This is a genomic window from Ensifer sp. ENS10 (assembly GCF_014852025.1).
In the GTDB taxonomy this organism is placed as follows: Bacteria; Pseudomonadota; Alphaproteobacteria; order Rhizobiales; family Rhizobiaceae; genus Ensifer.
In genome coordinates, this window is sequence record NZ_JACVAS010000013.1 from 99,162 (window position 1) to 123,722 (window position 24,561).

At 62.2% G+C, this 24,561-nt stretch carries 21 protein-coding genes; 7 read left to right on the top strand and 14 right to left on the bottom strand.

Annotation, left to right across the window (positions count from 1 at the left end):
• Positions 1–73 precede the first annotated feature (73 nt).
• Positions 74–6,013 carry an Ig-like domain-containing protein gene (locus tag IB265_RS31585; protein ID WP_192495720.1) on the bottom strand — a complete coding sequence of 1,980 codons (5,940 nt, stop codon included), beginning with the start codon at positions 6,011–6,013 and terminating at the stop codon, positions 74–76.
• A 170-nt stretch (positions 6,014–6,183) separates the two neighbouring features.
• Between IB265_RS31585 and IB265_RS31590 the strand changes: the two genes are divergently transcribed.
• Positions 6,184–7,212, top strand: coding sequence for a LysR substrate-binding domain-containing protein (locus tag IB265_RS31590; protein WP_244495579.1), 1,029 nt, complete (start codon positions 6,184–6,186; stop codon positions 7,210–7,212).
• A gap of 75 nt (positions 7,213–7,287) precedes the next feature.
• Here IB265_RS31590 and IB265_RS31595 read toward each other — a convergent pair whose 3' ends face one another.
• The 9 genes from IB265_RS31595 to IB265_RS31635 form a co-directional block, all read right to left on the bottom strand.
• Positions 7,288–8,313, bottom strand: coding sequence for a histone deacetylase family protein (locus IB265_RS31595; protein ID WP_057249538.1), 1,026 nt, complete (start codon positions 8,311–8,313; stop codon positions 7,288–7,290).
• A 30-nt stretch (positions 8,314–8,343) separates the two neighbouring features.
• Positions 8,344–8,838 (bottom strand): GNAT family N-acetyltransferase, encoded by a 495-nt coding sequence (locus tag IB265_RS31600; protein WP_192495767.1) that lies wholly within the window; start codon positions 8,836–8,838, stop codon positions 8,344–8,346.
• Between the two features lie 71 nt (positions 8,839–8,909).
• The gene (locus tag IB265_RS31605; RefSeq protein ID WP_112994939.1) at positions 8,910–9,854 is read right to left on the bottom strand and encodes a 3-keto-5-aminohexanoate cleavage protein; all 945 of its coding nucleotides are present in this window, start codon (positions 9,852–9,854) and stop codon (positions 8,910–8,912) included.
• A gap of 10 nt (positions 9,855–9,864) precedes the next feature.
• Positions 9,865–11,232, bottom strand: coding sequence for an aspartate aminotransferase family protein (locus tag IB265_RS31610; RefSeq protein ID WP_057249533.1), 1,368 nt, complete (start codon positions 11,230–11,232; stop codon positions 9,865–9,867).
• A 12-nt stretch (positions 11,233–11,244) separates the two neighbouring features.
• Positions 11,245–12,879: a N,N-dimethylformamidase beta subunit family domain-containing protein gene (locus IB265_RS31615; protein ID WP_113132333.1), complete on the bottom strand. Its 1,635-nt coding sequence runs from the start codon at positions 12,877–12,879 to the stop codon at positions 11,245–11,247.
• Between the two features lie 11 nt (positions 12,880–12,890).
• Positions 12,891–13,655 (bottom strand): amino acid ABC transporter ATP-binding protein, encoded by a 765-nt coding sequence (locus IB265_RS31620; protein ID WP_057249531.1) that lies wholly within the window; start codon positions 13,653–13,655, stop codon positions 12,891–12,893.
• Positions 13,652–14,311 (bottom strand): amino acid ABC transporter permease, encoded by a 660-nt coding sequence (locus tag IB265_RS31625; RefSeq protein ID WP_112994942.1) that lies wholly within the window; start codon positions 14,309–14,311, stop codon positions 13,652–13,654. The genes IB265_RS31620 and IB265_RS31625 overlap by 4 nt, the downstream gene beginning before the upstream one ends.
• Positions 14,312–14,325: 14 nt before the next feature.
• A complete protein-coding gene (locus tag IB265_RS31630) occupies positions 14,326–14,973 on the bottom strand; it encodes an amino acid ABC transporter permease (protein ID WP_057249527.1) in 648 nt (215 codons plus the stop codon).
• A gap of 77 nt (positions 14,974–15,050) precedes the next feature.
• Positions 15,051–15,833 (bottom strand): ABC transporter substrate-binding protein, encoded by a 783-nt coding sequence (locus IB265_RS31635; protein WP_112994943.1) that lies wholly within the window; start codon positions 15,831–15,833, stop codon positions 15,051–15,053.
• A 142-nt stretch (positions 15,834–15,975) separates the two neighbouring features.
• On the opposite strand from IB265_RS31635, the gene IB265_RS31640 reads away from it, so the two are divergent.
• Positions 15,976–16,935: a LysR family transcriptional regulator gene (locus IB265_RS31640; RefSeq protein WP_057249523.1), complete on the top strand. Its 960-nt coding sequence runs from the start codon at positions 15,976–15,978 to the stop codon at positions 16,933–16,935.
• On the opposite strand, the gene IB265_RS31645 is transcribed toward IB265_RS31640, so the two are convergent.
• On the bottom strand, positions 16,923–17,366 hold the full coding sequence (locus IB265_RS31645; protein WP_112994944.1) for a thioesterase family protein: 444 nt from the start codon (positions 17,364–17,366) through the stop codon (positions 16,923–16,925). The genes IB265_RS31640 and IB265_RS31645 overlap by 13 nt on opposite strands.
• Positions 17,367–17,582: 216 nt before the next feature.
• On the opposite strand from IB265_RS31645, the gene IB265_RS31650 reads away from it, so the two are divergent.
• From IB265_RS31650 to IB265_RS31660, 3 genes are all read left to right on the top strand, one after another.
• On the top strand, positions 17,583–18,158 hold the full coding sequence (locus IB265_RS31650; protein WP_057249519.1) for a nucleoside 2-deoxyribosyltransferase: 576 nt from the start codon (positions 17,583–17,585) through the stop codon (positions 18,156–18,158).
• Positions 18,159–18,559: 401 nt separating this feature from the next.
• Positions 18,560–18,790 carry a helix-turn-helix transcriptional regulator gene (locus IB265_RS31655; protein ID WP_057249517.1) on the top strand — a complete coding sequence of 77 codons (231 nt, stop codon included), beginning with the start codon at positions 18,560–18,562 and terminating at the stop codon, positions 18,788–18,790.
• A complete protein-coding gene (locus IB265_RS31660) occupies positions 18,787–20,049 on the top strand; it encodes a type II toxin-antitoxin system HipA family toxin (protein WP_192495721.1) in 1,263 nt (420 codons plus the stop codon). Before IB265_RS31655 ends, IB265_RS31660 begins: the two co-directional genes overlap by 4 nt.
• A gap of 154 nt (positions 20,050–20,203) precedes the next feature.
• Here IB265_RS31660 and IB265_RS31665 read toward each other — a convergent pair whose 3' ends face one another.
• The 3 genes from IB265_RS31665 to IB265_RS31675 all read right to left on the bottom strand — a co-directional run bounded on the left by IB265_RS31665 (position 20,204) and on the right by IB265_RS31675 (position 22,316).
• Entirely contained in the window at positions 20,204–20,464 is a 261-nt protein-coding gene (locus tag IB265_RS31665) for a hypothetical protein (RefSeq protein ID WP_375293100.1), read from the bottom strand.
• A complete protein-coding gene (locus IB265_RS31670; RefSeq protein ID WP_082615791.1) occupies positions 20,443–21,189 on the bottom strand; it encodes a pentapeptide repeat-containing protein in 747 nt (248 codons plus the stop codon). Before IB265_RS31670 ends, IB265_RS31665 begins: the two co-directional genes overlap by 22 nt.
• A 197-nt stretch (positions 21,190–21,386) precedes the next feature.
• A complete protein-coding gene (locus IB265_RS31675) occupies positions 21,387–22,316 on the bottom strand; it encodes a LysR family transcriptional regulator (protein WP_192495723.1) in 930 nt (309 codons plus the stop codon).
• Positions 22,317–22,382: 66 nt separating this feature from the next.
• On the opposite strand from IB265_RS31675, the gene IB265_RS31680 reads away from it, so the two are divergent.
• Both IB265_RS31680 and IB265_RS31685 read left to right on the top strand, forming a co-directional pair.
• Positions 22,383–23,003 carry a LysE family translocator gene (locus tag IB265_RS31680; RefSeq protein ID WP_058326929.1) on the top strand — a complete coding sequence of 207 codons (621 nt, stop codon included), beginning with the start codon at positions 22,383–22,385 and terminating at the stop codon, positions 23,001–23,003.
• A 114-nt stretch (positions 23,004–23,117) separates the two neighbouring features.
• Positions 23,118–24,515: a PLP-dependent aminotransferase family protein gene (locus tag IB265_RS31685; RefSeq protein ID WP_192495724.1), complete on the top strand. Its 1,398-nt coding sequence runs from the start codon at positions 23,118–23,120 to the stop codon at positions 24,513–24,515.
• The last annotated feature ends 46 nt before the right edge of the window (positions 24,516–24,561 follow it).

A 24,561-nucleotide genomic window follows, 5' to 3' on the forward strand; every position in this document is an offset into this window, starting at 1 on the left:
AGTCAGCCATCACAGGGAAATGACAGGGATGTTGGTGAGAGGGGCGAGCACGGTGCCCGCCCCTCGTCTTTCATCAGGCGAAGCGGAAATCGTCGATGACGAAGTTCTCCGTTTTGACGCCGTTGAAGGTGATCGACGAGCCGTCGTTAAGCGCGATTTGCGCGCCGTTCTCACCGTCAGTGATGGCGCCCGAGGCCATCAGTGCCTGATAGTCGGCAAAGAGGTCCTTGGAGAGCACGACCACGTCGCCACCTTGCGCCCCGGCTTCGAAGTCGAGGACGACATCCCGGCCATCGCCGGCAGCAAAGACGAAGGTGTCGTTGCCTGCACCGCCCGACAGCACGTCATTGCCCGTGCCGCCGTTCAGCGTGTCGTTGCCGGTACCACCATTGAGCTGGTCGTTGCCGGCACCGCCATTGAGCGCATCGTTGCCGCCACCGCCCATCAGCACGTCATTGCCGGCGCCACCTTCGACGACATCATTGCCGTCACCAGCGACCACCCGGTCGTTGCCAGCACCGGCGTCGACCATGTCGTTGCCGTCACCGGCAAGCACAGTGTCGTTGCCGCTGCCGGCCTCGATCATGTCCTTGCGGTCGGTGGCGACGAGCGTGTCGTTGCCGTCGGTGCCTTCGACCACATTGTACTCGGTGTAGCCGTCGACCCGGATCGTCGCCGCACCGGACGACTCTCCCCCTTGAGCGTCGCGCACGGTGTAGGTGACGGTGACGAGCGCGTTCTGCTCGTCTTCGAGAGCCACGAAGGCCGAGGACGGGTCGGCGACCAGCTTGCCGTCAACGATCGAGAAGGCGGCAGCGGCTTGAGCGTTCGTCAACGAAAGGCCGGCGACTGCCGTGACCGCGAAGCCGACGAGCGTCAGGCGATCGCCCTCGATGTCGGTGTCGTTGGCGACGAGATCGAAGCTGCCCGTTTCGTTCTCGGCGACCGCTCCCGTGTCGGCGACCGCGACCGGCGCGTCGTTGACCGGTTTTACCGTGACGCTGACCGTGCTTTCGTTGCTGCCGCCCTTGCCGTCGGACACGACGACCGTGAAGCTGTCGGAGCCGTTGACATTGGCGTTCGGACGGTAGGTCCAGGCACCGGTCGCTGCGTCAAGCTGTAGCTGGCCATTGGCGGGGCCGGCGCCAGCCTTGACCGCATAGCTGAGCGCATCGCCGTCCACATCCGCAGCGACGATCTGGCCGTTGATCGGCGTATCCTCGTTGGTCTCGACCGCGAGCGGCGATGCCGTCGGGGCATCGTTGACCGGCTTGACCGTGAAGGAGGCAGCCGTCTCGCTCGAACCACCGCGTCCATCGGAGATCTGGTAGCGGAACGAAGCCTCGCCGTTGAAGTTGCCGGCAGGCGTGAAGCGGATGCCGCCCTGTTCGAGGACGGCCGTACCGCCAGCGACCGCGGTGACGCCGGTCACCGTCAGGCTGTCGAGATCCGCATCGGTGTCGTTGCCGATGAGGCTCGAGAACGGGATGAGGAAAGATGCCGCATCCTCGTCGACGGCAGCCAGCGTGTCGGCCACAGCCACGGGGCCGCGGTTGACAAGGCCGTAAGCGATCGCCGCACGGTTCAGGACCGTGCCGTCGGCAAAGGTCACGAGCTCAACGCCTCCGCCTGCAAGCTGGCCCTTCAGGGTCAGCTTTTCGCCATTGACGAACTCGACCTCGACGGCTTCACCGTATTTGTGCAGCACGGCTTCGCCGCGGGCGATGTCGTGCAGGACGAGAACGTCCCGATCGCCTGGCGTCGTCGCCGTTTCCACAATTTCGTCCGAGCCTTCACCGCGTCCGTAGACATAGGTGTCGGAACCGTCGCCGCCGATGAGCACATCGTTCCCGGCACCACCTTCGATGACGTCGTCGCCGAGCCCTCCGGCGATCATGTCGGCGTCGTCGCCGCCCATCAGGACGTCGGAACCCTTGCCGCCGACGAGCGCGTCACGCCCGGCGCCGCCAAGCAGCGTATCGTCGCCATCGCCACCGTCGAGACGGTCGTTGCCACCATTGCCGAGCAGCGTGTCGTTGCCGCCGAAACCATAGATCGTCTCATCAGCATCGGTACCGGCGAGCACGTCACGGGCATTGGTGCCATTGATGATCTGGCCACCTTCGAGGCCGGACTTCAGATCGACAACCGTGAGGTTATCGAACGTAAGGCCTGCATTGCCCCAGGAATAGAGGCCGAAGGTGCCGGCATCGAGCCCACGGTCGCCGACCGGATAGGCAAACAGCGCCTCGTCGTTGAGGAATGCGGTGATCTTGTCACCGACGACTTCGACCCGAAGCTTCATCGCCTGGCCCGGTTCGTACTTGCCCGGAACCTGTGCGAGGATTTCCTCAACCCCGTTCTTCATCCGAATGAGGTTGAAGATGCTGCCGGCGCCGTTGCCCGGGTTGCGGTCAAGAATGCCGTCAGCATCGAGTTCGAGTTTGTAGTAGTTCTTGTTGTCCTTGTAGCGGAACAGGAAGCCGAGGCCGTCCTTGTCCGGCGTCTGGATCGTCGCCTCGACCGCATAGTCGGTCCAGGCAAGGGCCGCAGGATCCTTGAACAGCGCATAGGTGCCGAGACGCAGGACGTTGACGCCGTCGCCGAGCGGGCTCCAGCCGCGCTTCCAGTAGTCGGCGGCCGTGGCACCCGACCAGGTGAGCTCACGGCTCTGCAGGTCGGTCGTCTGAATGAGCTTGCCATTGCTCACCAGCCATTCCGACGACTTGCCGTTCGGGCCGATGCCGCCGAACTCACCCTCATCGATGATGTTGAAGCGAGAGAGAGTGTTGGCGTTCGAGAAGTCCTCTGAAACGAGGATCTTTGTGCGGTCGACGACGGTGACGTCGATGCGGTCGGTCGAGACCGAACCATCCACAGCAGTCACCTTGAGCAGGAGCTTGTTGACACCCGCGTCGAGGTTGACGTTGGCAGTCTTGCCGGTGGCGACAACATTGCCGGCGAGGTCGGTCCAGACATAGTCGACGAGCTGCTTCGGACCGAAGGAGCCGGAAGCGTCGAGCACGACCGAAGCCTTGCCGTCGCCGTCGATGTCATAGGTCCGCTGGTCGATGCCGGCCTTGGCGGTGGTGTCGGCTTTGGTGACGACGATATCGTCGAAGACCGAGGTGCGCTGGCCACTGGAATAGAGACCGACGGTGCCGCCCTGCAGCGGCTGGGTCGCATCGACGATCGGACCGCCGAAGACGTTCCTGTCGCCGAGGAAGACGTTGATCGCATTGCCGGTCACGGCAACGGTCAGCGGGATTTCCATATTGTAGGGCGAGCCCTCGTTGACAGAGGCGATGATCGTCTCGACGCCGTTTGCGACTTTAACCAGCTGGCGGCGGTTGGTTTCGCCGTCGAGGGTGAAGCGGTAGTGATTGTTGGCGTCCTTGTAGTAGAAGAGGACGCCAATCGTGTCGTTGTCGAGCTGCGTCAGCGACGCCTCGAAAACGTAGTCCTTCCAGCTGGCCGAGCCTTCGCCGATGAAGACGAGCTTGTTGCGGGCCGCATCGCTCTGGTCGAAGAGCGCTGCCTTCGGGGCGGCGAGGCCTGCCGTGCCTGTCGGCCGGGAGAAGACGGTGCCCTTCAGGAGGAAGTTGCCGGTGTTGCCGTTGGCAGCACCGGTTTCGGTCGCCCAGCCGTTGGCATTGCCGTCGTTGAAGGTTTCGACCAGCAGCGTCCGGTCGCCGCGCACGATCACGTCAACCGTGTCGCTGGTCTTGACGCCGTTGACGTCGGTGGTGGTCAGCGTCAGCTTGTGCTTGCCAAGATCAAGTTCGGCCTTGGCTTCCTTGCCTTCGGCGACGACATCGCCGTTTTCATCGGTCCAGACCCAGCTCTTGACGTTTGCCGGCAGCAGCGACTTCCCGCCCGACAGCGAAACGTTCGCCGAGGATGTGCCGGTTGCGGCGTCGGCGAGGATGTCGTCGCCCGCTTCCGCCATTGCGCGCGCCTTGCCGCCGCTGACATCGATGTTCTCGAAGACTTCCTGATGGCCCCGGTAGTAGCCGGTCAGGCCGTCGCGATCGAGTTCCGGCTTGGAGCGGAAACCGTCGAGATAGTCGTCGAAGCCGGTGAAGTAGGTCTCGGTCGAGACGCAGTTGTTGTCCGGGTCGATCGTGATCAGGCGGATCGCGCCGTTGCCGCCATTGTTGCCCTTCGCCTCATTGCCGTTGCCGGTGATCTCGCGCGAGACGCCGTTCTGGTAGTTGACCAGGAACTGGAAGACCGGCTCGCCATACTGGTTGTAGGTGATGTCGGTTTCAGCGCCATCGCCGAAGATGTGACCGGAGAAGGTCATGACGATGTTGGGGTAGCGGGAAAGCAGTTCGCGCGAAACATACTCGCCATCATTGGCGCCGCGCTGGTCGGTGCGCATGCCGTAGTCGTAGCCAGCACCTTCGTCGTAGAGCGGCAGGGCAAGATTGTCCTGGCGGCCGGCATAGCTCGTCAGCGAATGGGTCGCGAGCATCACGCGGTAGTCGGGATGGGCCTCGATCACGTCGCCGGCCCAGCGGATCACGTCGTCGCGCGGGCCGAATTCGAGCGAGATCGACAGCCACTTGGTGCCGTCCGGGGCAGTGAAGGTGCTATAGGTGTTGCGGGCGCTCATCAGCTCCTGGTCATAGGCGCCGCCGAACGTTCCCGGGTTGGTCACCTTCTGCTTGTCCGGCGAGAAGCGCTGGTCGAGATAGATCGACGTATGGTCGGCAGCACTGCCGCCGCTCGCCTGGTCGTGGTTGCCTGGTAGAAGCGCATAGGGGATCTTGCCATCGAGCTTGCGTAGCGCTGCCTCGGCGATATCCCACTGGCCCGAGAGGTTGTTCTGGGTGATGTCACCGACATGCGTCATGAAGACGATGTTGTGGCCCTGGCGGTTGTCGACCAGCCATTGGGTCATGTCGCCGAAGAAATGCTTGAGGCCGTCGTTCGAAGTGTAATCCTGGGTGTCCGGGAAGACGGCGATCGTATAGGCGTTCGCACCGGCGACGCGGACGCGGAAGTCGTCGATCACCGCGTTGCCGGCGGCATCCGTCGCGGTGACGCGGATATCGGAATGGCCGAGGGCGGCGAAGTCGAGCACCAGCTTGTTGCCGTCGACGAGAACCGCCTTCAGCACTTCGCCCTTGGTGTTCTGCACAGTGTAGGTCAGGTTTTCACCGGAGAAATGCTGCGACAGGTCGATCGTCACGTCGCCGGCGTCCGGTGTCACCATCATGTCCTTGATGGCCAGGGTCTTGGTGACCGAACCCGGGTTCGGCGTCGTCGTATCCTGACCGACAGCCGGGATGCCCGCAGTTGCCGGGGTCGTGGTGGTCACCGTGGTGCCCTTGCCGCTGAGGCTGCCCTGGCCGAAGGTCGGCGTCGTCGAGCCTTCACCGAAGCGGAATTCCGTGCCGTTCGACAGCAACGCGTCGGGCTTCAATGCGTCCGGAACGATGCCTTCGGGCTTGGCCTTGCCGAGGGCGGAGAGTTCGTCACCGCTCAAGACCTTTTCGATGAACAGAAAGTTGCTGAGATAGCCCGAGGAGGTTTCGCCGTCGTCGTCGGTAAAGATCAGGAAGCCCTTGGCCTTGTCGATGGTGAAGCGGGCGGCGAGCGAGCCGGTCATCTTCTGTTCGGCCGCGAACTCGCCATTGATGTACTTCTTCATCGAGACGCCGCCGCTGGCGTCCTTTTCGATCGTCAGGCCGATGCGGTTCCAGGCATCGAGCTTGGCAGCGCCGCGATAGTCGCTGTTGATGCCGAGGCCGAAACTGTCGCCACCGACCTTGCCGAAAACGTCGCCGTCCGACGCGTTGGTCGCATCCGTCTGCAGGAACGGGATCCAGCCGCTGGAGCCTGCGGATGGGAAGTAGACGTCATAGACGAGGCTGTAGGACGAGACCGTACCAGTGCCGCCCGGCGATACCAGGATACCCTGCTGTTGCGACAGGCGCGGGATGTTCAAAAGCCAATCGGAAGACGATTGGATTGGCGTTGCAAGCGAGTTGGGGGAGGAAGTCATGTCGGCTTTCTCTCTAAGGTGAACGGGATCGGCTCTGGGCCGTGCGTCACCGTTAGCGAGGTCGCTTACCGACCAGATGACAGTTGCTTAACAAAGCGTAAAACGGCCATAGCGTTTTCCCATGCCTGCCATCGGTTTTGTCCAGCGTGCAAAAGATGAGCGGATGTCACGTGACTGTCAGCTTTGCCGACAATGATGTGCGGCGCCGCCAGGTGGCGGCAATCACAGGCAGCAGAACGGACCATATGTCGATCACCCAGTTGAGAGCCTTTCATATCGTCGCGCAATCCGGCGGGTTTTCTCAGGCCGCGCGCGACATGGCGATCAGCCAGTCCACCCTCTCGTCCCATGTCCGCGAACTCGAGGCCCATTGCGGTCTCAACCTCTTTGAGCGGAAGCCACGCGGTGTCAGCCTCAGTGCCGACGGCGAGCGCCTGTTCGAAATCACCTCGCGCCTGTTCACAGCCGAGAAGGAGGCGAATGCATTCCTTCGCGGCGAAGCGGGCTCGAATGGCGGGCATTTGCGCGTCGCGGCCGACGGCCCGATCCTGGCTTTGCCGATCCTGTCACGGCTAAAAGTCGACCGGCCGAAACTGACCTTCTCGCTCGCGGTCGACAATTCCGCCCGCGTCATCGACCAGATCCTCGACTACCGGGCCGATGTTGCGATCACCGCGCAGACGCCTGACGATCCGCGCCTTTATGGTGTTCATTTCCTCAGCATGCGGATCGGGCTATGCGTACCCGTCGGCCATCCGCTTGCCGAGCGCGACGGCGTGAAGATGAGGGAGCTGGAGGGCATGTCCTTCGTCATGCGCGAAAGGGGTTCACGCACACGCGAGATCTTCGAAAGGAACCTCGCCGAACACGGCACCACCGTGCAGCAGATCGTCGAGATCTCGTCGCGCGAAGGGGTGCGCGAAGCGATCGCCAACGGTGTCGGTTGCGGCGTCGTCGCCGACCTCGAATTCGGCCACGATGCCCGTCTCGCCTACGTGCCGATCGACGACGCCCGCGAACTCATCGACGAATATGCCATCTGCCTTGCCGAGCGCCGGCACCTGCCGCTGATCCGCGGATTTATCGACGAAGCGGGCCGATTGCGGCCGGACGACAGCGAGGCGGTCTTCGCGACGCCGCTGCCGGGAGTGCATCCCGACACGCACGATCGCAAAACGACCCGGCCGACCACACAATAGTGACGGTCAGCGCACTTGGATCACGCGATTCCGGGCGGAAAACCGCTTCACATTTTTCCCGGAATTGCTCGAGCGCTATGGCGCGCCGCCAAAGCCGGAGAGGAAGGACGTCAGGTTGTCCGATAACGCATCGCAGAGATAACCGCCTTCCTGTACGATCGCGGTCGGAAGGCCGAGGCCCGCGATCGCCTCACCAATCCGGGCAAAGCCCGGAGTAGAGACCGAGAGACCCCCGAAAGGATCGCCTTCGAAGGCATCCAGGCCGAGCGCGACAACCAGCGCGTCCGGCGCGTAAGCGCGGATGCGGCGGAAGGCGACGTCGAGCGCGGCGAGAAATTCCGCATCGCCGGATTTGCGTTCGAGCGGCAGGTTGAGGTTGTAGCCGAGGCCCGGCCCCTCGCCGCGCTCGTCCGCATGGCCCCAGAAGAACGGGTAGAAACGCACTGGGTCCGCATGGATCGAGATCGTGAGCACGTCGGAGCGCTGGTAGAAGATGCCTTGCGTGCCGTTGCCATGGTGCAGGTCGATGTCGAGGATCACCACGCGGGCAGCATTTGTCAGGAAGCGCTGCGCGGCGACCGCCGAATTGTTGACGAAGCAGAAGCCGCCGGCGACGTCGGCAAAGGCATGATGGCCCGGTGGCCGGCAGAGCGCATAGGCCGCCCGTTCGCCCGCCATGACCGCATCGGCGGCATCAACAGCGCTCCAGGCGCTCCAGCACACGCTCTCCCAGGTTTCGCCCGAGATCGGACACGCGGTATCGGCCATGTGGTAACCGGCCTGCCCGACCGCCGACGCCGGGTACCGACCGTTCCGCGCTAGCGGATGGATGTTCGGGATCACCTCCTCCGAAGCCTCGGCGATACGCTGCCAGCGCGCGTAGATATGTTCGAGAAAATCGAGATACTCCGGCGTGTGCACCGCGGCGATCGGGCTGAGCCCGTGATCGCGGGGCCGCAGGATCTCGCAGCCGACGGCACGGGCACCGGTGAGCAGGCGCTCGACCCGTTCCGGCTGCTCCGGATTGGGCTGCGGCGCGCCGCTCGACAGAAAGGCCTTCGGGTTATGGCGCTTCTGTTCGGCTGCATAGAAGGCTTTCATGCTGTCTCCCTTTCCTGCGTCGTCAAACTTTCAGTCCCCGGCCAGAGCCCCGAACGCCTCGCCATACGCGGCATGAGCGCGATCTTTCGTCTGCCAGGTGATGCCGATACGCTCGTAAAGGCGCTGCGCCGGCAAGTTCTCCACGTCGACTTCCAGCCGCAGATAGTCGCCGCCCCGCGCCTTCGACCATGTGGCCACTTCGCGAAGCAGGCGCTCGCCGATACCGAGGCCACGGAAACGATCGTCGACATACAGATCCTGCACGAAGACGCCGGGCCTCCCGCGCCAGGTCGAAAAGATCGGGAAGAACAGGCAAAGACCGGCAAGATCTGCACCCGCCTCGGCGATCAGACTGTGGAAGGCGGCGTTCGGACCGAAGCCGAAACGGCGATACTCATCGACTGTGCAGCTGACCTTGTCCGCCATTTCGAGCCCACGCCCCATAGCCAGGATCGCGTTATGTATGGTGTCGGCATCTCCTGGTTCGCCTGCGCGAATTCGGATATCAGCCGTGGAGTGCTGCATCGTCGTCACTGTTTTCCCTTTCACTGCCAGCAGGCGAAGGCTCAAGTCGAACCATGCCCGTGTCGCCGGCCTCAGAATGCCACCTGATCTCCGCCCTTGAGGCCGAGAAGCGCGCGTGCCTCCTTAGGGGTTGCAACCTCCAGTGACAAGGCGTCGAGAACTGCGCGGATGCGATGGACCTGCTCGGCATTGCTGGTCGCGAGCGTCCCGCGGCCGTTATAGAGGCTGTCTTCTAGCCCCACGCGCACATTGCCGCCCATGGCAGCAGCCATGGTGATCATCGGCATCTGGTGACGGCCGGCGGCGAGCACCGAGAACGAGTAGTCGTCGCCAAAGAGCTTGTCGGCGATGCGTTTCATGTGCGTCAGGTTCTCAGGATCCGCACCGATGCCGCCGAGCACGCCGAAGACGAACTGGATGAAAAGGTGCCCGGACACCAGGCCGCGATCGCGGAAATGCGCCAGCGAATACAGATGGCCGACATCATAACACTCGAACTCGAAGCGCGTGCCGCAGCCCTGGCCAAGCCGCGTCAGGATGAATTCCATGTCGGCGAAGGTGTTCTTGAAGATGGAGCTCCGCGTTGCTTCGAGAAGCTGCGGTTCCCATTCGTGTTTCCACTCCGTCGGCTTGTCGAGCGCCGGAAACAAAGCGAAGTTCATCGAGCCCATGTTCAGCGAACACATTTCCGGTTCGGCGCGCAGCGAAGCCGCAAGCCGATCTTCCAGCGCCATCAGCGACGAACCGCCGGTGGAGATGTTTATGACCGCATCGGTCGACTGCTTGATGCGCGGAAGGAACTGCATGAACAGCGCCGGATCGGCCGACGGGCGGCCATCCTCAGGGTTGCGCGCATGCAGATGCAGGATTGACGCACCAGCTTCGGCCGCGGCGATCGCCTCAGAGGCGATCTGGTCAGGCGTGATCGGCAGGTAAGGCGACATGGTCGGCGTATGCACCGATCCCGTCACCGCGCAGGTGATGATCACTCTGCGCGATGTTTTGGACTTCGTCATGGTCGAGCCCTCAGCGGTTGACGGGAAGATTGAGTTCTTCGGCGAGCACTTCGAGTACGTCGCCAAGGATGGCGACGATCTCGCCGATCTGCTCACGGGTGATGATCATCGGCGGGCAGACGAGGAAATGGTCGCCCTCCACACCGCCGCGCGTACGCCGTGAATAGATGATCAGGCCGCGCTCATAGGCGAGATCGACCATGCGCTGGTGCGCATTCAACTCCTTCGGCAACGGCCTCATGCTCTCACGATCGGAGACGAACTCGGCCGCGAGCAGCAGTCCCTTGCCGCGCACGTCGCCGATGAAGGGGAACCGATTGGAGAGCGCCACGAGTTCAGCTTTCAAAGCATCGCCCATGGCAGCGGCATTATCGATCAGGCCAAGCCGATCGATTTCGTCGAGAACGGCGAGACCAGCGGCGCAAGCGAGCGGATTGCCTGCATAGGTGAAGCCGTGCTGGAACCCACCGGCGTCGAGCACCGGCTGAACGATCCGCGACGGTGCGGCCATGGCACCAAGGGGGCAGTAGCCCGAAGCAAAGCCCTTCGACAGGGCGATCAGATCCGGGCGGCAATTCCAGTGGTCGCCGCCGAGGAATTTTCCGGTGCGGCCAGCACCACTCATGACCTCGTCATGGATCAATAGGATGCCGTACTTGTCGCAGATCTCGCGAATGCGCGGATAGTAGCTGTCGGGTGCCACGAGCGCGCCGGTGGAAGCGCCGCCGATCGGCTCCATGATGAAGGCGAGCACGCTCTGCGGGCCTTCCGCCTGGATCTTCTCCTCCAGCATGTCGGCATATTTGATGCCGCGCTGCTCCATCGTCAGGTTGTCCCGATCGAGATAGGCGGTCGGCGCAGGCACCTTCGGCATTTCGCGCATCATCGGCGAGAAAGGATCGGAGAGCGCCGCATAACCGGTGACTGCCAGCGCCCCGAGCGTGCCGCCATGGTAGGACGGAAAGCGCGAGATCACCTTCCAGCGGTCCTTCTGACCGGTCGCGACGGCCCATTGCCGCGCGAGCTTGAGGCAGGATTCGACTGCTTCCGAGCCACCGGAAACGAAGAAGATCTTGTCCATGCCCTCCGGCAGCTTTTCCGCCGCGCGGCGGGCCAGATCTTCGGCCGGCTCGTTTTCAAAGTGCAGGCGGTAGGCGAAGGTGACGCGGTCCATCTGGCTCTTCATGGCGTCGAGCACATTGCGGTTGCCGTGGCCGATATTGACCACCATGGCGCCGCTTGAGCCGTCGATTACCCGGCGTCCGTCCTGGTCCCAGAGATAGATGCCTTCGGCCCGATCGACCAGCGGCCGGCGCAAGCGCGACTGGTAGAAGAGATGCGAGGCAGGTCGTTCGTTGGAAGCTGTCGTCTTGAGCATGGCAAATCTCTGTCAGCGAGTGAGATAGTGATTGAGAACATTAGCGGTGACGCGCTCGACCATCGCGTCACCGCGCTTGAGGGCCGCCACCCATTCGCAGCTTCCGGCGTGGAACACCTCGCCTTTGCCGCGCGGGAAATTGACGATCATGCCACAGCCGCGCTTGACGCGTTCGACGGCCGCAGGGGCAGTGTCGCCGATCAGCGTTTCGGCGACGAATTTCGCGTCGGCATCGGAAAGGAATTGGTCGTCCGCCGGAATGTCGGCGCTTTCTTCCTTCAGCGACGACATGCCGAGCGCGAGGATTTCGAGGCCCTCGGGCGCGCCGCTGTCCTCCGTCGGCTCCGGCAGGCCGTTACGGATAATATAGTCGAGGCCATCAACCTCGTAACCAAACGCATGGCCTTCCGAACCGAGGATATCACCGTAATAGATGCCCGTTCCGGAGAAGGCCCAATGCTCGGGCCGATAGACCGGGAAGCCCCGCGCACCACGCGGGGCGCAACCGCCCCAGCCGACGTAAAGGCCGCGGGTGGCGTTGAGCCCAAATGTCGCCGCCCCAGGCCGGCCGATCTCGGCCGCTTCCCAGGAGCCGCTGGTGCGCGTCGGATCTGTCGAGCGATAGGCTGGGTCTTCGGCCCGTGAGCGGTATTTGTAGCAAACCTGGCGCTTGCCGCCGTCTTCGAGGCGCGTCTGCCACATGAAGTTGCCGGCAAAGCGCGCCGCCTTTCCGCCGCGTTCGACATAGTTGTCGACCGCATCGCGCATTTCCCAGGTCCAGTATTCGTCATGGCCGACGAAGACGACGCAATCGTAGCCGTCGAGGATCTCCGGGTTGAAATGAAGCTCGTGCTGGCTGGCGAGATCGACGGCATAACCTTGACGTTCCGCCCAGCGGAAGAAGTGGCTGTCATAGCTCGCCCAGCCGGACGAGGCATATTTCTTGGAATAGCCGTTGGCATAGGCCCATTCCATGTGCGGATAGCGCGGGGCAACCGCCATCGGCGCATAGATTTCCAAGGGCACCCGTGGAGCATCCTGGGGCAGCACGACGAAGCCGCGGCAGAAAGGGCGCTCGATGCTGACCGTCGTCGCGTATTGATCGCGATTGGGTCCCGTAATGCCCTGGTAGTGGTTGGAGCCGCCCCAGGTGTTATACGAGGTCCAGGAGCCGGTGGCCGCCACCTGCAGCACCCGGCCCGGCTTGCGACCGGCGAGTGGCCGCACGATGAAGAGATGGTGGCAATGGATCGGCGCGCCATCCCTGCCCTCGGCTCTCAGCGTGATGCGGTAAGCGCCGGACGGCCAGTCTTCGGCAATCTTGAATTCGAAGCACGTTTCCCAGCCGCAGCCGATGACCGAACATTGGTCCGGCGTTTCCTGCCAGCGCGCATCGAGCGCGTCGCGCTTGAAAACCGTCGTCTCTGTCGCTCCATCGCGCGTAATTTCGAGCGAGAACCGTGAAGCTGAAGAGCTCACTTGTAGCCGCGCGGTGGCACCGGACGGATAGGCATAGGCGTCGGTGTAGCACCAGATCTCGCCGCGCTCACCGTCCATGCCCGGATATTCGTAATAGTGACCGAGCACCGCCTCGCGGCGCTGTTCCGGCGTCAGGCCGAAATCGGGATACTGATTGCTTTTGTCCATCGCGGCACCCATCACGCTGCCAGGTATTTCTTGAGGAACGCCCGGGTGCGCTCCTGCGTCGGCTGGCGGAAGATCTCGCTCGGCGCCCCTTGCTCGACGACGACCCCGCCATCCATGAACAGCACGCGATCGGCGACCTCGCCGGCAAAGCGCATCTCGTGGGTGACGATCAGCATGGTCATGTGCTCGGCAGCGAGCTGTTTCATGACGGCGTTCACCTCGTCGACCAGTTCCGGATCGAGCGCCGAGGTCGCTTCGTCGAAGAGCATTACCTTCGGCTGCATTGCGAGCGCGCGAGCGATCGCCACGCGCTGCTTCTGTCCACCGGAAAGCCGTGACGGAAAGGCATCGACCTTATCCTTGAGCCCCACCTTCGACAGAAGCTCGATGGCGAGCTCACGCGCCGCAGCCTTGCCCATGCCCTTCAGGATGATCGGGCCCATGGTGATGTTCTGCAGGACGGTCAGGTGCGGAAACAGATTGAAGTGCTGGAACACCATGCCCATCTGCTGGCGCACCGCATTGATGTGCCGCTCGAAGGCCTGGCCCTTCAGGCTCTGATTGACCTTTACGCCATCGAGCCAGACCTCGCCGCCATTCAGCGTCTCCAGGTGGTTGATCGACCGCAACAGCGTGCTCTTGCCCGACCCGCTCGGGCCGATGATCGCGACGATCTGTCCTCGGGCAACGGAGAGGTCGATGCCCTTCAGGACCTCCAGCGCGCCGTAGTTTTTGCGGGCGCCCTTCACTTCGACCATGGGTTTCTGAGCGGTCATCGGGAGACCTCCACGTTCTTTTCGACCTGGCGCAGACCCGCTTCGAGGACGAGATTGAGGATGTAATAGAGAGCGGCAACCGTGATGTAGAATTCGAACGGCCGGAATGTCTCGCTGATCGCGAGCTGTGCTGCGTGCACCAGTTCGGCAATGCCGATGATCGAGACGAGGGACGATTCCTTCAGAAGCACGATCAGGTTGTTGCCCATGGCGGGAATGGTGTTGCGGATCGCCTGCGGCACGACGAAGTAACGCAGCGTCTGCATCCGACCAAACCCAAGGCTGCGCGCGCCCTCCGTCTGGCCGGGATCGACGGCCACGATACCGGCGCGAAGGATATCGGCATTGTAGACGGCAAAGTGCAGGCCGAGACCGATGATGCCGGCGATCAAGGCAGGGATCTTGAGGCCCAACTGCCCGAGCCCGTAATAGATCAGGAACAGTTGCAGGAGCAGCGGCGTGCCCATGAACAGCCACATGAAACCGCGCACCGGGAGGGCCACCGACTTCGGTGCGTAGAGCACGACAAGGGCGAATACTATGCCGAAGACGAAGCTGATCGCGGCGGCGGAAATGGTCAGAACGACGGTCCACCAGACACCCATCCAGAGGATATCGGCATAGGGTGGAACGACGCTGAAATCGAGACCTTGCATATGGCGCTCCTCCCTCAGGCTATGGCGTAGCGTCGATCAAGCAGATCGACGATCCGCGCGACGACATAGACGATGAGCATGTAGAGCACGGCGGCCACGCCGAAGATCTCGAACGGCTTGTAGGTCGAACCGATATAGCGCTGCGCCGTGTAGGTGAGTTCGACCACCGAGATCGTCGAGACCAGCGCCGATCCCTTGACGAGCGCCACGGCATTGACGCCGAGCGGGCGGATCATGAGACGCGCGGCTTGCGGCAACACGACCTTGCGCATGGTCTGGAACCGGCTGAAGCCGATCGAGCGGGCGGCTTCCGTTTGCCCACGGTCAACCGACAGGATGGCGCCGCGGATGGATTCTGCCATGTAGGCGCCGATGTTGAGGCCGAGGCCGATGACGCCGGCAGCAAAGGGCTCCAGATTGATACCGATCTGCGGGCCACCGAAGTAGAGCACGAAAAGCTGGATGAGGCAGGGCGTGCCGCGAAACAGGCTGACATAGGCGGTGCCGAAGGCGCGCAAAAGGAACGAGCGCGACATCTTTGCAGCCGATATCAGGAACGCAACGACGAGGCCGAGCGCAAGCGCAAGTACCGAGATCTCGATCGTGATCCACGCCGCTTCCACGAAAAACGGGAAGACGCGCTGCACCAGCGAAACGTCCATGGGGAAACTCCGGAAGGCAAACTCATGATCTCCGGCCGCAGCTCATGCGGCGGCCGGAGAGACGGAAGCGTAGGGGATCAGCGGATGTCGCTGCCGACCCATTGCATCGCGATCTTCTCGTAGGAGCCGTCTGCCAGCATGTCCTCGAGTGCCTTCTGCATCGCCGCCTTCAGTTCCGGATTGTTCTTGCGGATGGCGATACCGATCGCGACGCTGCCGCCTTCGATATCAGGCGTTTCGAGGCGGCGGACCTTCTCGCCGGTCTCCTTGACAGCAACCATCACCGGGATGTTGTCGACGACGACCGCATCGACGCGGCCGCTCTTCAGTTCCATCAGCAGTTCCGGCAGGCCCTTGTAGGTGCGAACGTCCCAGCCGCCCTGCTCGCGCGCCCATTTCTCATGGGTTTCGCCGAGCGTGACGCCAAGCGTCTTGCCCTTGAGTTCGTCGAGCTTCTGGACACCAGATGCTTCGCTGACGAAGACGGCGCGGCCGGCATGGTAATAGGGGCCGACGAAGTCGACGACCTTCTCCCGCTCCGGGGTAATCGTCATCGAGCCGACGATGGTGTCGTATTTGTTGGCAAGCAGGCCGGCGATGATGCCGTCCCAGGCAGTGGTCACCAGCGTGCCCTTGACGCCGACGCGCTCGGCGATCGCCTGGCCGATCGAGGCGTCGAAACCAACGACCTGGTTTTCTTCATTGACGAAATTGAAGGGCGGGTACTGGCCCGACATGGCGATCTTCAGTTCGCCGGCGGACTTGACGTTCTCCAGGTCGTCAGCCCGAGCCGAGACGGCGGAAAAAGTCGCAGCAATGGTGAGCGTCGCGGCCAAGAGGCCGGAGAATAGGGTCTTCATGAAATGTTCCTTGTTCCTCTGTATTGGGGCGCGCCTTCTTGTGCGCTTGGGATTGGCAAGGGGCGCCTTCCGAATTTCATGATTGCTTCTGCTTCAGCATTGCGCAAATAGATAATGGAAATAGAAGGCATAGATTTCAGGAATGGCATCACCGCGATTGGAACGGCTCGTCTGGGAGCTCGACTGGAACCTGCTGCGCACCTTCGTGGTGATTGCCGAGGTGAAAAGCATCACGCGCGCGGCCGAGCGGCTGAACCTCAAGCAACCGAGCGTCAGCAACGCGCTTCGACGGCTGGAAGACCGCGTTGGACGCCGGCTCGTCGAACGTGACGCGACGCGTTTCGATCTCACAGAAGTCGGACAGTTGCTTTATGAGCAGAGCGTGGAAGTCTTCGGCACGATCTCGCAGCTGCCGCAACTCGTGCGCGGCGTCAGTGACGACGTCACCGGCCACGTGACGATCGCGGTTGCAAGCCACGTGGTCTCACCGATCTTCGACCGGGCGCTGATGGAGTTTCACCGTAGCTATCCGCGCGCCACGCTGACGATCAACGTCGGACCAAGCGGCGAGGTCACGCGCCAGGTGCGGGAGAAGCGTGCCTCCTTCGGTCTTTGTCTTGTCAGTGTCCGGGATCCGGCGCTCGACTATCTGATGGTCTTCCGGGAGTTTTTCGGCTTTTTCTGCGGCCCGCACCACCGGTTGTTCGGCAGGGACGGATTGAAGCTTGCCGACCTCAAAGGCGAGACGTCGGTTTCCTTCCATACCGACCATATCGCCGACGCGCTTCGACCTGTGGCGCTGCTTCGCAGCGAAGCCAAGCTCAACGCCAATGTCGTCGGCGTTTCGTCAAGTCTCGAAGAGGTGCGCCGGATGACGCTCGCCGGTCTCGGCGTCGGCTCGCTACCGCTGCATGTCGCCCGCCGCGATGTGGCGGACGGGCTCCTGTGGCGCCTGCCACCCTATGACAATCCGCCCGCCATCGACATCTTCATGCTGACGAACCCGGAGAAAGCGATCAACCGGGCCGAGAAGGCGCTGATCGCCGGTTTGCAGACGCTGATCGCAGAAACGCCGGTTGAAGAACGCGTCTATGCCGATTGATCTGCGCGTGCAGGCTCGTTGCTCGACAGGAGCGCCTCGGCGCGCGCCCGCGCGTCTGGCTCCAACGCAATGGCCGCGCGTGCCTCAAGATCGAAACGTACGGTCGTGGTCCTGTTGACCGCATGCACGATGCCGTCGAGCGTACCGGACATGATCTGCTCGAAGGTGACCGACGAGCGGCCAAGCTTGATGACGCACGACCGGATGGAGATCAGCGCGCCAGCCTTGGTTTCGTGTTTGTATTCGACCTCGGAGCGCACGTCTGCCCACCCCCTGCCCGATTCCGTCTCCACGCCGGCGATGTGGCCGAGAAGCTGGAAGCTCGCATCGTCGAACATTGCGGCGTAGTGGCGCACATTCATGTGTCCCATCGTGTCGCACATCCAGGGGTGAGCGACGCCGACATAGGTAGTCAAAGCTTGGATGGACATGGGTGCCTCGATCGTTGCGTAAGGTCGGTTGCCAGACATAGCGGACGCCCGGCGCTTCTGTCCATGGCGATCCGGACCAACGTCACATCGGCGGCCGCGTCTACATCGGCTTGGCAAAAGATGAGAAAAATCCGTGGGTAAGCGCGCTTGTTTTGGTCGGCAGCTAGGCGCGGCTGCGTTGCTCTCCTAGATTGACCGCTTGCGACGTGAGGAGGAATGAGCGTGAAAGTCTATCTCGCTGGCCCGGAAGTTTTTCTGCCCAATGCGGTCGAGATCCAGAAGGAGAAGGCGGCGCTGGCGCGGGCGGCCGGCTTCACGCCGCTGGTGCCGGGCGATCTCGAAATCCCGCCGGCGCCCACCAAACATGAACGCGGCCTTGCGATCTATGCGGTGGACGAGGGCATGATGCTCGCCTCGGATATGATCATCGCCAACCTGACGCCGTTTCGCGGCATCAGTGCCGATGTCGGCACGGTGTTCGAGCTCGGCTTCATGTGCGGCCGCGGCAAGCACGTCTATGCCTATACCAACACTTCGCGCAGCTACTACGAACGCATCCTGAATGATCATTACAGAGGCAACGCTGCACAGCGCCCCGACGGACGCATGGCAGGCGCCGACGGCCTCAGCATCGAAGATTTCGACATGGCCGACAATCTGATGCTGGATGGTGGCATCCTTCGCCGCGAGGGGGCGCTGATCAAGCGCGAAGTGCCAGAGGCCGATCGCCTTACCGACCTCGAGGCTTTCAAGGAATGCCTGGCCATCGCCGCAAAGCGGCACCTGGCGTAGAGTTGCGGTTGGTCCTGTCGTCCGGCGAGGGCCTGCCGAATTCGAAGAAATCATCGACCGTGACGGCCCGATCGCCGAAACTTATATCTCTGATATCGTTGCGGCCGGCCGCTCTATAGACGCAAATTGCACGTCCGAAGCAGTTCTCGCTTCTTTGAAGGATGCGATCGCGACGAATGGTGCCAATTTCTTTGCTTGACCTGAAACCGGACTCGATTGCCACAAGCGCCGCTCAGCCGCATCGATCGATTGGCCGCGCCGAGCCAACCTCCTATAGAGTTTACCGATCGGGAAATTATCTGCGGAAGACATCATGCGGCCGCGTTAATTTTCCCGTTCGGGAAAATTAATCTCGACAGCGCACCCAATATGCTGATACTTTCCCGAGCGGGAAAATAACGATGGCAAAACGGGTCAAAACTCCATCTGATATCGGCGCCCTGGTCCGAAGCGCACGCAAGGAGCAAAACTTGCGGCAGGACGAACTCGCCGGCGTTGCTGGCGTCGGGCTCCGGTTCATTGTCGATCTCGAGGCCGGCAAGCCGACAGCACAGATAGGAAAAGTGTTGCAGGTTCTGCAAACGCTCGGCTGTTCGGTCGATATTCTGGTTCCTGGTGAACGCAGACAATGATGAAAAGGGTTCTCAACGTCTGGTGGGATGGTCGAATTGTCGGGCAATTCTCCCAGGATCGGCACGGCGATATCGGCTTCGCCTACGCTGAAGCTTGGCTTGATGATGAAAGCACACTTCCGCTTTCAGCCTCCCTCCCGAAGCGCCCGCAGCGTTTTTCCCGTCGTGAATGCAGACCATTTTTTGGCGGCCTGCTGCCCGAAGAAAGCCAGCGCTTGGTTGCAGCGCAAGCATTGGGCGTCTCACCTGCAAATGATTTCGCGCTACTCGATCGCTTGGGCGGCGATGTTGCCGGCGCTCTTCAATTCTTGCCGGAAGATCAGGAACCCATAGAGACAGGACCGATTGCGGACCTGCAGCCGACGCCACTTGACGACGCAGGAATCGTTCGCGTGCTGGACGCACTTCCTTTGCGGCCGCTACTGGCCGGCGAGGAAGGCTTGAGACTATCGTTGGCGGGCGCGCAATCGAAAGTGCCAGTTGTTCTGGTTGACGGGCAGATCGCGCTTCCGCTTCCCGGCCAGGCGACCACACACATACTTAAGCCGCCGATCGCGCGCTTCCCAGGGACGACCGAAAACGAAGCCTTCGTTATGAAGCTCGGCGCCACGATCGGCCTAGACGTCGCCCCCGTCGAGCCGAGGTCTGCGGAAGGGCGCTCGTTTCTTCTGGTCGAAAGATATGACCGTGTCCGCGATGCCAGCGGCGTCGTGCGACGCATACACCAGGAAGATTTTTGCCAGGCGCTAAGCGTGCCTCCTGAAACGAAGTATGCCAGCGAAGGCGGACCGACATTCAAGGATTGCTTTGAGCTATTGCGGCGAGTATCGGCGCGGCCCGCTACAGATGTGTTGAAGCTGCTGGACGCCGCGATCTTTAACCTTATCGTCCGGAATGCCGACGCACACGGCAAGAATTTCTCATTCCTCTACGATGAGCAGGGACCTGGAATGGCTCCGTTGTACGACCTGCTTTCAACCGTTGCCTATCCAGACCTTTCACCAAAAATGGCCATGAGGATCGGAAAGCGTGCCACTCTCGCCGAGATGGACGCCGATGGTTGGCAGGCTTTTGCAAAGGAAGCCGGAGTTGGTTTCCGTTTGGTGCGCCGCCGGATTACAGACTTGGTCGACTCCACCGCTGAAGGGGTAGCGAAAGTATTGGAAGGCATCTCACACCTCCGCATCGATTCCGCTACGATAAATCACTTTGCGGACTTGATCGCGGGCCGCGCCAAACTCGTCAGGTTGTCGATTTAGCCGAACTGCGGAGTGCAATCCTAAAAGGCTTTGTTTCACCACCACCACCACGAATTCCGCGATCAGATTAGCTGCTTGTCACATCCAACGCTTCGGCAACGCATCCCCGCCCGGTATCTGCGCCGTCCGCACTGCCGGCCCAAGCGTTGATAAATCAGCCGCTATCTTCCACGTCGGGATCGGGCACAAAAATAGGCCACGGCTTTCCGAACGCCGGATCGGGATGCAGTGTCTCGTTTTCAGGTGTGTCGCTTTCGTCGCGGACCCGGTCGATTTCGCGAAGCACGCGCGGGGCGGAGTCGCGAAACTGCCGTCCCGCCGTCATCGGTAAGAGCTTTCGTCGAAGTTCAGGTCGAACGCACCCCGCGAGTGTTCGGAGGGCAGCGAAAGCCTCTAATCGGAGGCGCAGGGCCACCCCGCCGGTGTGTTCAGACCGGCTGGCAATTTGGTCGAGCTATCGCCGCAGGTCATGTCGACCTGCTCCTGTTCGAGCCCGGTCGCCTCGGAGAGGTTTACGCCCTCGATCCGCGTCAGGAACATGAACGCACCATCGAAGTCGATCGGTCCCGTGAAGCTCGAGTTGCTAAAGCTGGCGCGCGACAGGTTGGCGTGAGAAAAGCGGGTTCCGGTCAATTCCGCCCTATCGAAATTCGCCCGTCCGAGTTCGGCTTTCTCGAAGCTCGTACCCGTCAGCCGGGCGCCGCTGAAATTGGCCCGCTGCAGTTCGGAGTTGACGAAGGATGCCTTCTCGGCGGCGATACCGGCGAAATTGCAGCGATAGGCTTCGATTTTCGAAAAGTTCGCCCCTTCGGCCAAGGCACCAGCCACCGATGAACGCACCAGTGTTGCCTTCTCCAGGTTGGCGCCAATCAGATTGGCGCCCCGCAGGTCGGTCAAGGTGAAATCCGTGTTGACCAGATTGGCACCTTGCAGATCGCTACCGCCAAGCATGAGCGCCTTCTTGTTGCAGTCGGTCCAATCAGCGCCGGGTGCGGCCGCGTCCTTGCAACTCGCGGCGTGGCCGACCGCCGGCGCCGCCAGGGCGACAAGGCAAGCCGTGATTGCCGGCGCCAGCAAATTTTTCACCGTGCGAGCCGTCCCGTTCAGCGTTTTCCGGCGCAGCGCCGTGGACTGGCGCATCGCGCCGCACCCGTGGTCGAGATCGGTTTTGAGGATAGTCATGGCGCCGCTCCGGGACCCGCGGGGTCGAATGGTTTGTATTTCAGATGGCATACACACCCTTTGGATGATCGGCATCCCCGGTTGTGCGTGCTTCGGCGGTAAACGTATGACGTTGTTGCCCTTTATGCAAATAACAGAATTGAAAACGCTTCGTTTCAGATAGCGTCTTCCAACAGCCAGTCGCGCAGTTTGGCGTGGGGGCTCCCCTCGACAATGGCTGCTGGTGCGAGCAGTTGGTAGATCGTTCCGTCCTCGATAAATCCCGCGGGCGCGGCCAGAATGCCACTATCGACGTCGTCACGAACAAGCTGCCAAGGCCCGATCGCGACGCCGATTCCGGCGACCGCGGCCTGAAGGCTTATGTAGAAATGCTCGAAACTCTGTGAGCGCCGCCCGAGCGTGCGGCAATCGGCGAGCCTCGCCCAGGTTTCCCACGCGTCCGGGCGGCTACGCGACTGGAGGAGTACCGCATTGGCGCGCAGTTCCGGCAGGCGGCCCGCGTCAGGCCGGTCGAAAAAAGACGCAACCTTGTCGACACGGCAGACCGGGCCAGTGCGTTCGCGAAACAGCGGGGTCGCATGGACCGCGCCCGTCTGCAGGAAATCGTTTCGCCGGATAGCGAGATCGATGCCGCGCCCCAGCGTTACCGGACCGCCTCCGGCAACGAGATGTACAGGGACATCCGGGTGCCGCCCTTGAAAATCCGGCAACCTCGGGATGAGCCAGCGCATCAGAAGCGTCGGCTCGCAGGAAACCACGAGGGCAGACACCCTCGCCTCTTCCCTGATCTCCCGGACGGCGGCCTCGACGAGAGCAAAGCCCTCGCGCACGGCGGTCGCGAGCTTGCGGCCGGCGTCCGTCAGGAAGACGCGTCGGCTCCGCCTTTCAAACAGCGCCACGTCCAACTCGTCCTCCACGAGACGGACTGCCCGACTGATCGCGCCATGGGTTAGATGCAACGCCTCCGCAGCGCGGCTGAAGCTTTCGAGCCTCGCCGCCGCCTCGAAGCAGCGAAGCGCTGCCATGGGTGGCAGGCGAACGGCGTTAATCTGTGAGCTAGGCTCACCAATATCGTCAGGATTCATCGTTAGTCGCCGCGCCCTTTGTCGCCTATTGCTTCTGCAACATCGGCGGAACGAGCGAGAAACGCAATGACGGAACTGTTAGCCGTAGTCACCATTACGATCTTGGCTGTCATTAGCCCCGGCCCCGATTTCGCGATGGTCACACGCAACAGTCTTTTGCTGTCCCGACGGGCCGGCGTTTTAACAGCGCTCGGCATCGGCGCAGGTGTCTGCGTTCATGTCGCCTATACCATCCTGGGTGTCGGGCTTCTAATCCGGCAATCGATCCTTCTCTTCAGCATCCTGAAGCTTGGTGGGGCCGCCTACCTGATCTGGCTTGGGTTCAAGATGTTGCGCGCCAAGCCTGCTGGCTTACTGGAAAAGCTCGACGTTCCGGCGCTTTCCGATCTCGGTACCCTGCGCACTGGGTTTTTCACCAATGCGCTCAATCCGAAAACGACGGTCTTTATCGTCAGCCTCTTCATGCAGGTCGTCGAGCCAACGACCCCGGTGCTCACGCAGATCGGCTATGGCGGCTTCATCGCAGCCGCCCATATCGTCTGGTTCGCCTTGGTGGCCTTGTTCTTTTCCTCCGGTGTCGTGCGTATTCGCCTCCTTCGACTGCGGCATTGGATCGATCGCGTCTTCGGCGCCTTGCTGGTGGGTTTCGGCCTTCTGCTGGCCACGACGAGTGTCACCAGACCCTAGCGGCGCCGGAGCTTTGACAGGCGCCTATCTCCTGTCATTGATCAGCCATATGCCTTGCCTGGAACGCAGAAACATGCAATATCCATACAATTATCACGGCTGGATATTGTAACGATGAACGACGACCGCTTGCAGATTTCGTGGAGCCCCACCATTCGCAAGGCTGATGGACCTCTCTATCTCGCGATCGCGGATGCGATTGCCGCGGACATCACCGACGGGCGGCTTGCGGACGGGATGCGACTGCCGCCGCAGCGTGTGCTGGCAGAAGCGCTGGGGATCGACTTCACCACCGTTAGCCGTGCTTACAACGAAGCGAGGCACCGTGGCCTTGTGGAAGGCCGCGTCGGCCAGGGCACCTATGTTAAGGCACGGCGGGCCAAGATCGCCCGTCCGGCGACCAGCGGCATTGTCGACATGAGCATGAATCTGCCACCGTTGTTTGACGATCACGCCCTTTCTGTGCGGCTTTGGGATGACGTGGCAGCGCTTCAGGCTGAGCACGGACTCGACCTTCTGATGCGCTACCAGGCGCCCGCCGGCACACTGCACAACAGAGCCGCCGGCGCCGCCTGGCTGAGACCGCGCCTCGGCGAGGTACAAGTCGAGCGCATGCTGGTCTGCCCTGGCGCCCAAGGCGCGCTGCTTGCCGCGCTCAGCAGTTTGGCCAAGGCAGGCGACACCATATGCGCCGAGGCGATTGCTTACCCGGGTCTTCGAGCACTCGCCGCACATCTCGGCATCACGCTGCTGGGGGTCGCTATCGACGAGAAAGGCCTTATTCCGGAAGCCTTTGAGGAGCTTTGCTCGACGCATACATTAAAGGCCCTTTATTGCAATCCGACGCTTCACAACCCGACGACCGCCACGCTCTCGCTGGAGCGCCGCGAAGCGATCGTCGCCGTCGCCAGACGACATGGCGTGGCGATCATTGAAGATGACGCTTATGGCGCCCTCCCGGTGGCACCGCCGCCCGCGCTTGCTGCGCTGGCGCCGGATCTCGTCTATTATATCGGGGGTCTGGCGAAATGCCTCTCGCCGGCGCTCCGCATCGCTTATCTCGTCGTACCGGATAGCCGCAGTTCGGTCCGGATCGAGGGCGCCATCCGGGCAACCGCCGGTCTGGCTTCGCCCCTCACAGCCGCTATCGCGACCCGCTGGATCGAGGACGGAACGGCCGATGCCGTTCTGGGCGCGATCCGCACCGAAACAGCCGCTCGGCAAAAGATAGCCGCAAACGTCCTTCCCAAAGGTACGGCCGTCAGCGACCCTCATGCCTTTCATGTCTGGTTGCGCCTGCCGCGGCCGTGGACCCGCGGCGAGTTCAGCGGTCGGCTGCAGGCGGCAGGCATCGCGGTCGTTCCGAGTGACGCCTTTGCCGTCGGCCCGGCCCCGGAAGCCGTACGCCTGGGGCTGGGCGCGGCAGCCACACAAGAAGAATTGCGCCGCAGCCTGTTGACCATCGCTGACCTCCTCGGCCAATCCCCCGCGGCATCCAGCCTCGTGGTCTAAGGAAAAGGGCGCTGCTGGCGGGCGAAATTGTCGCAGCAATGTATGC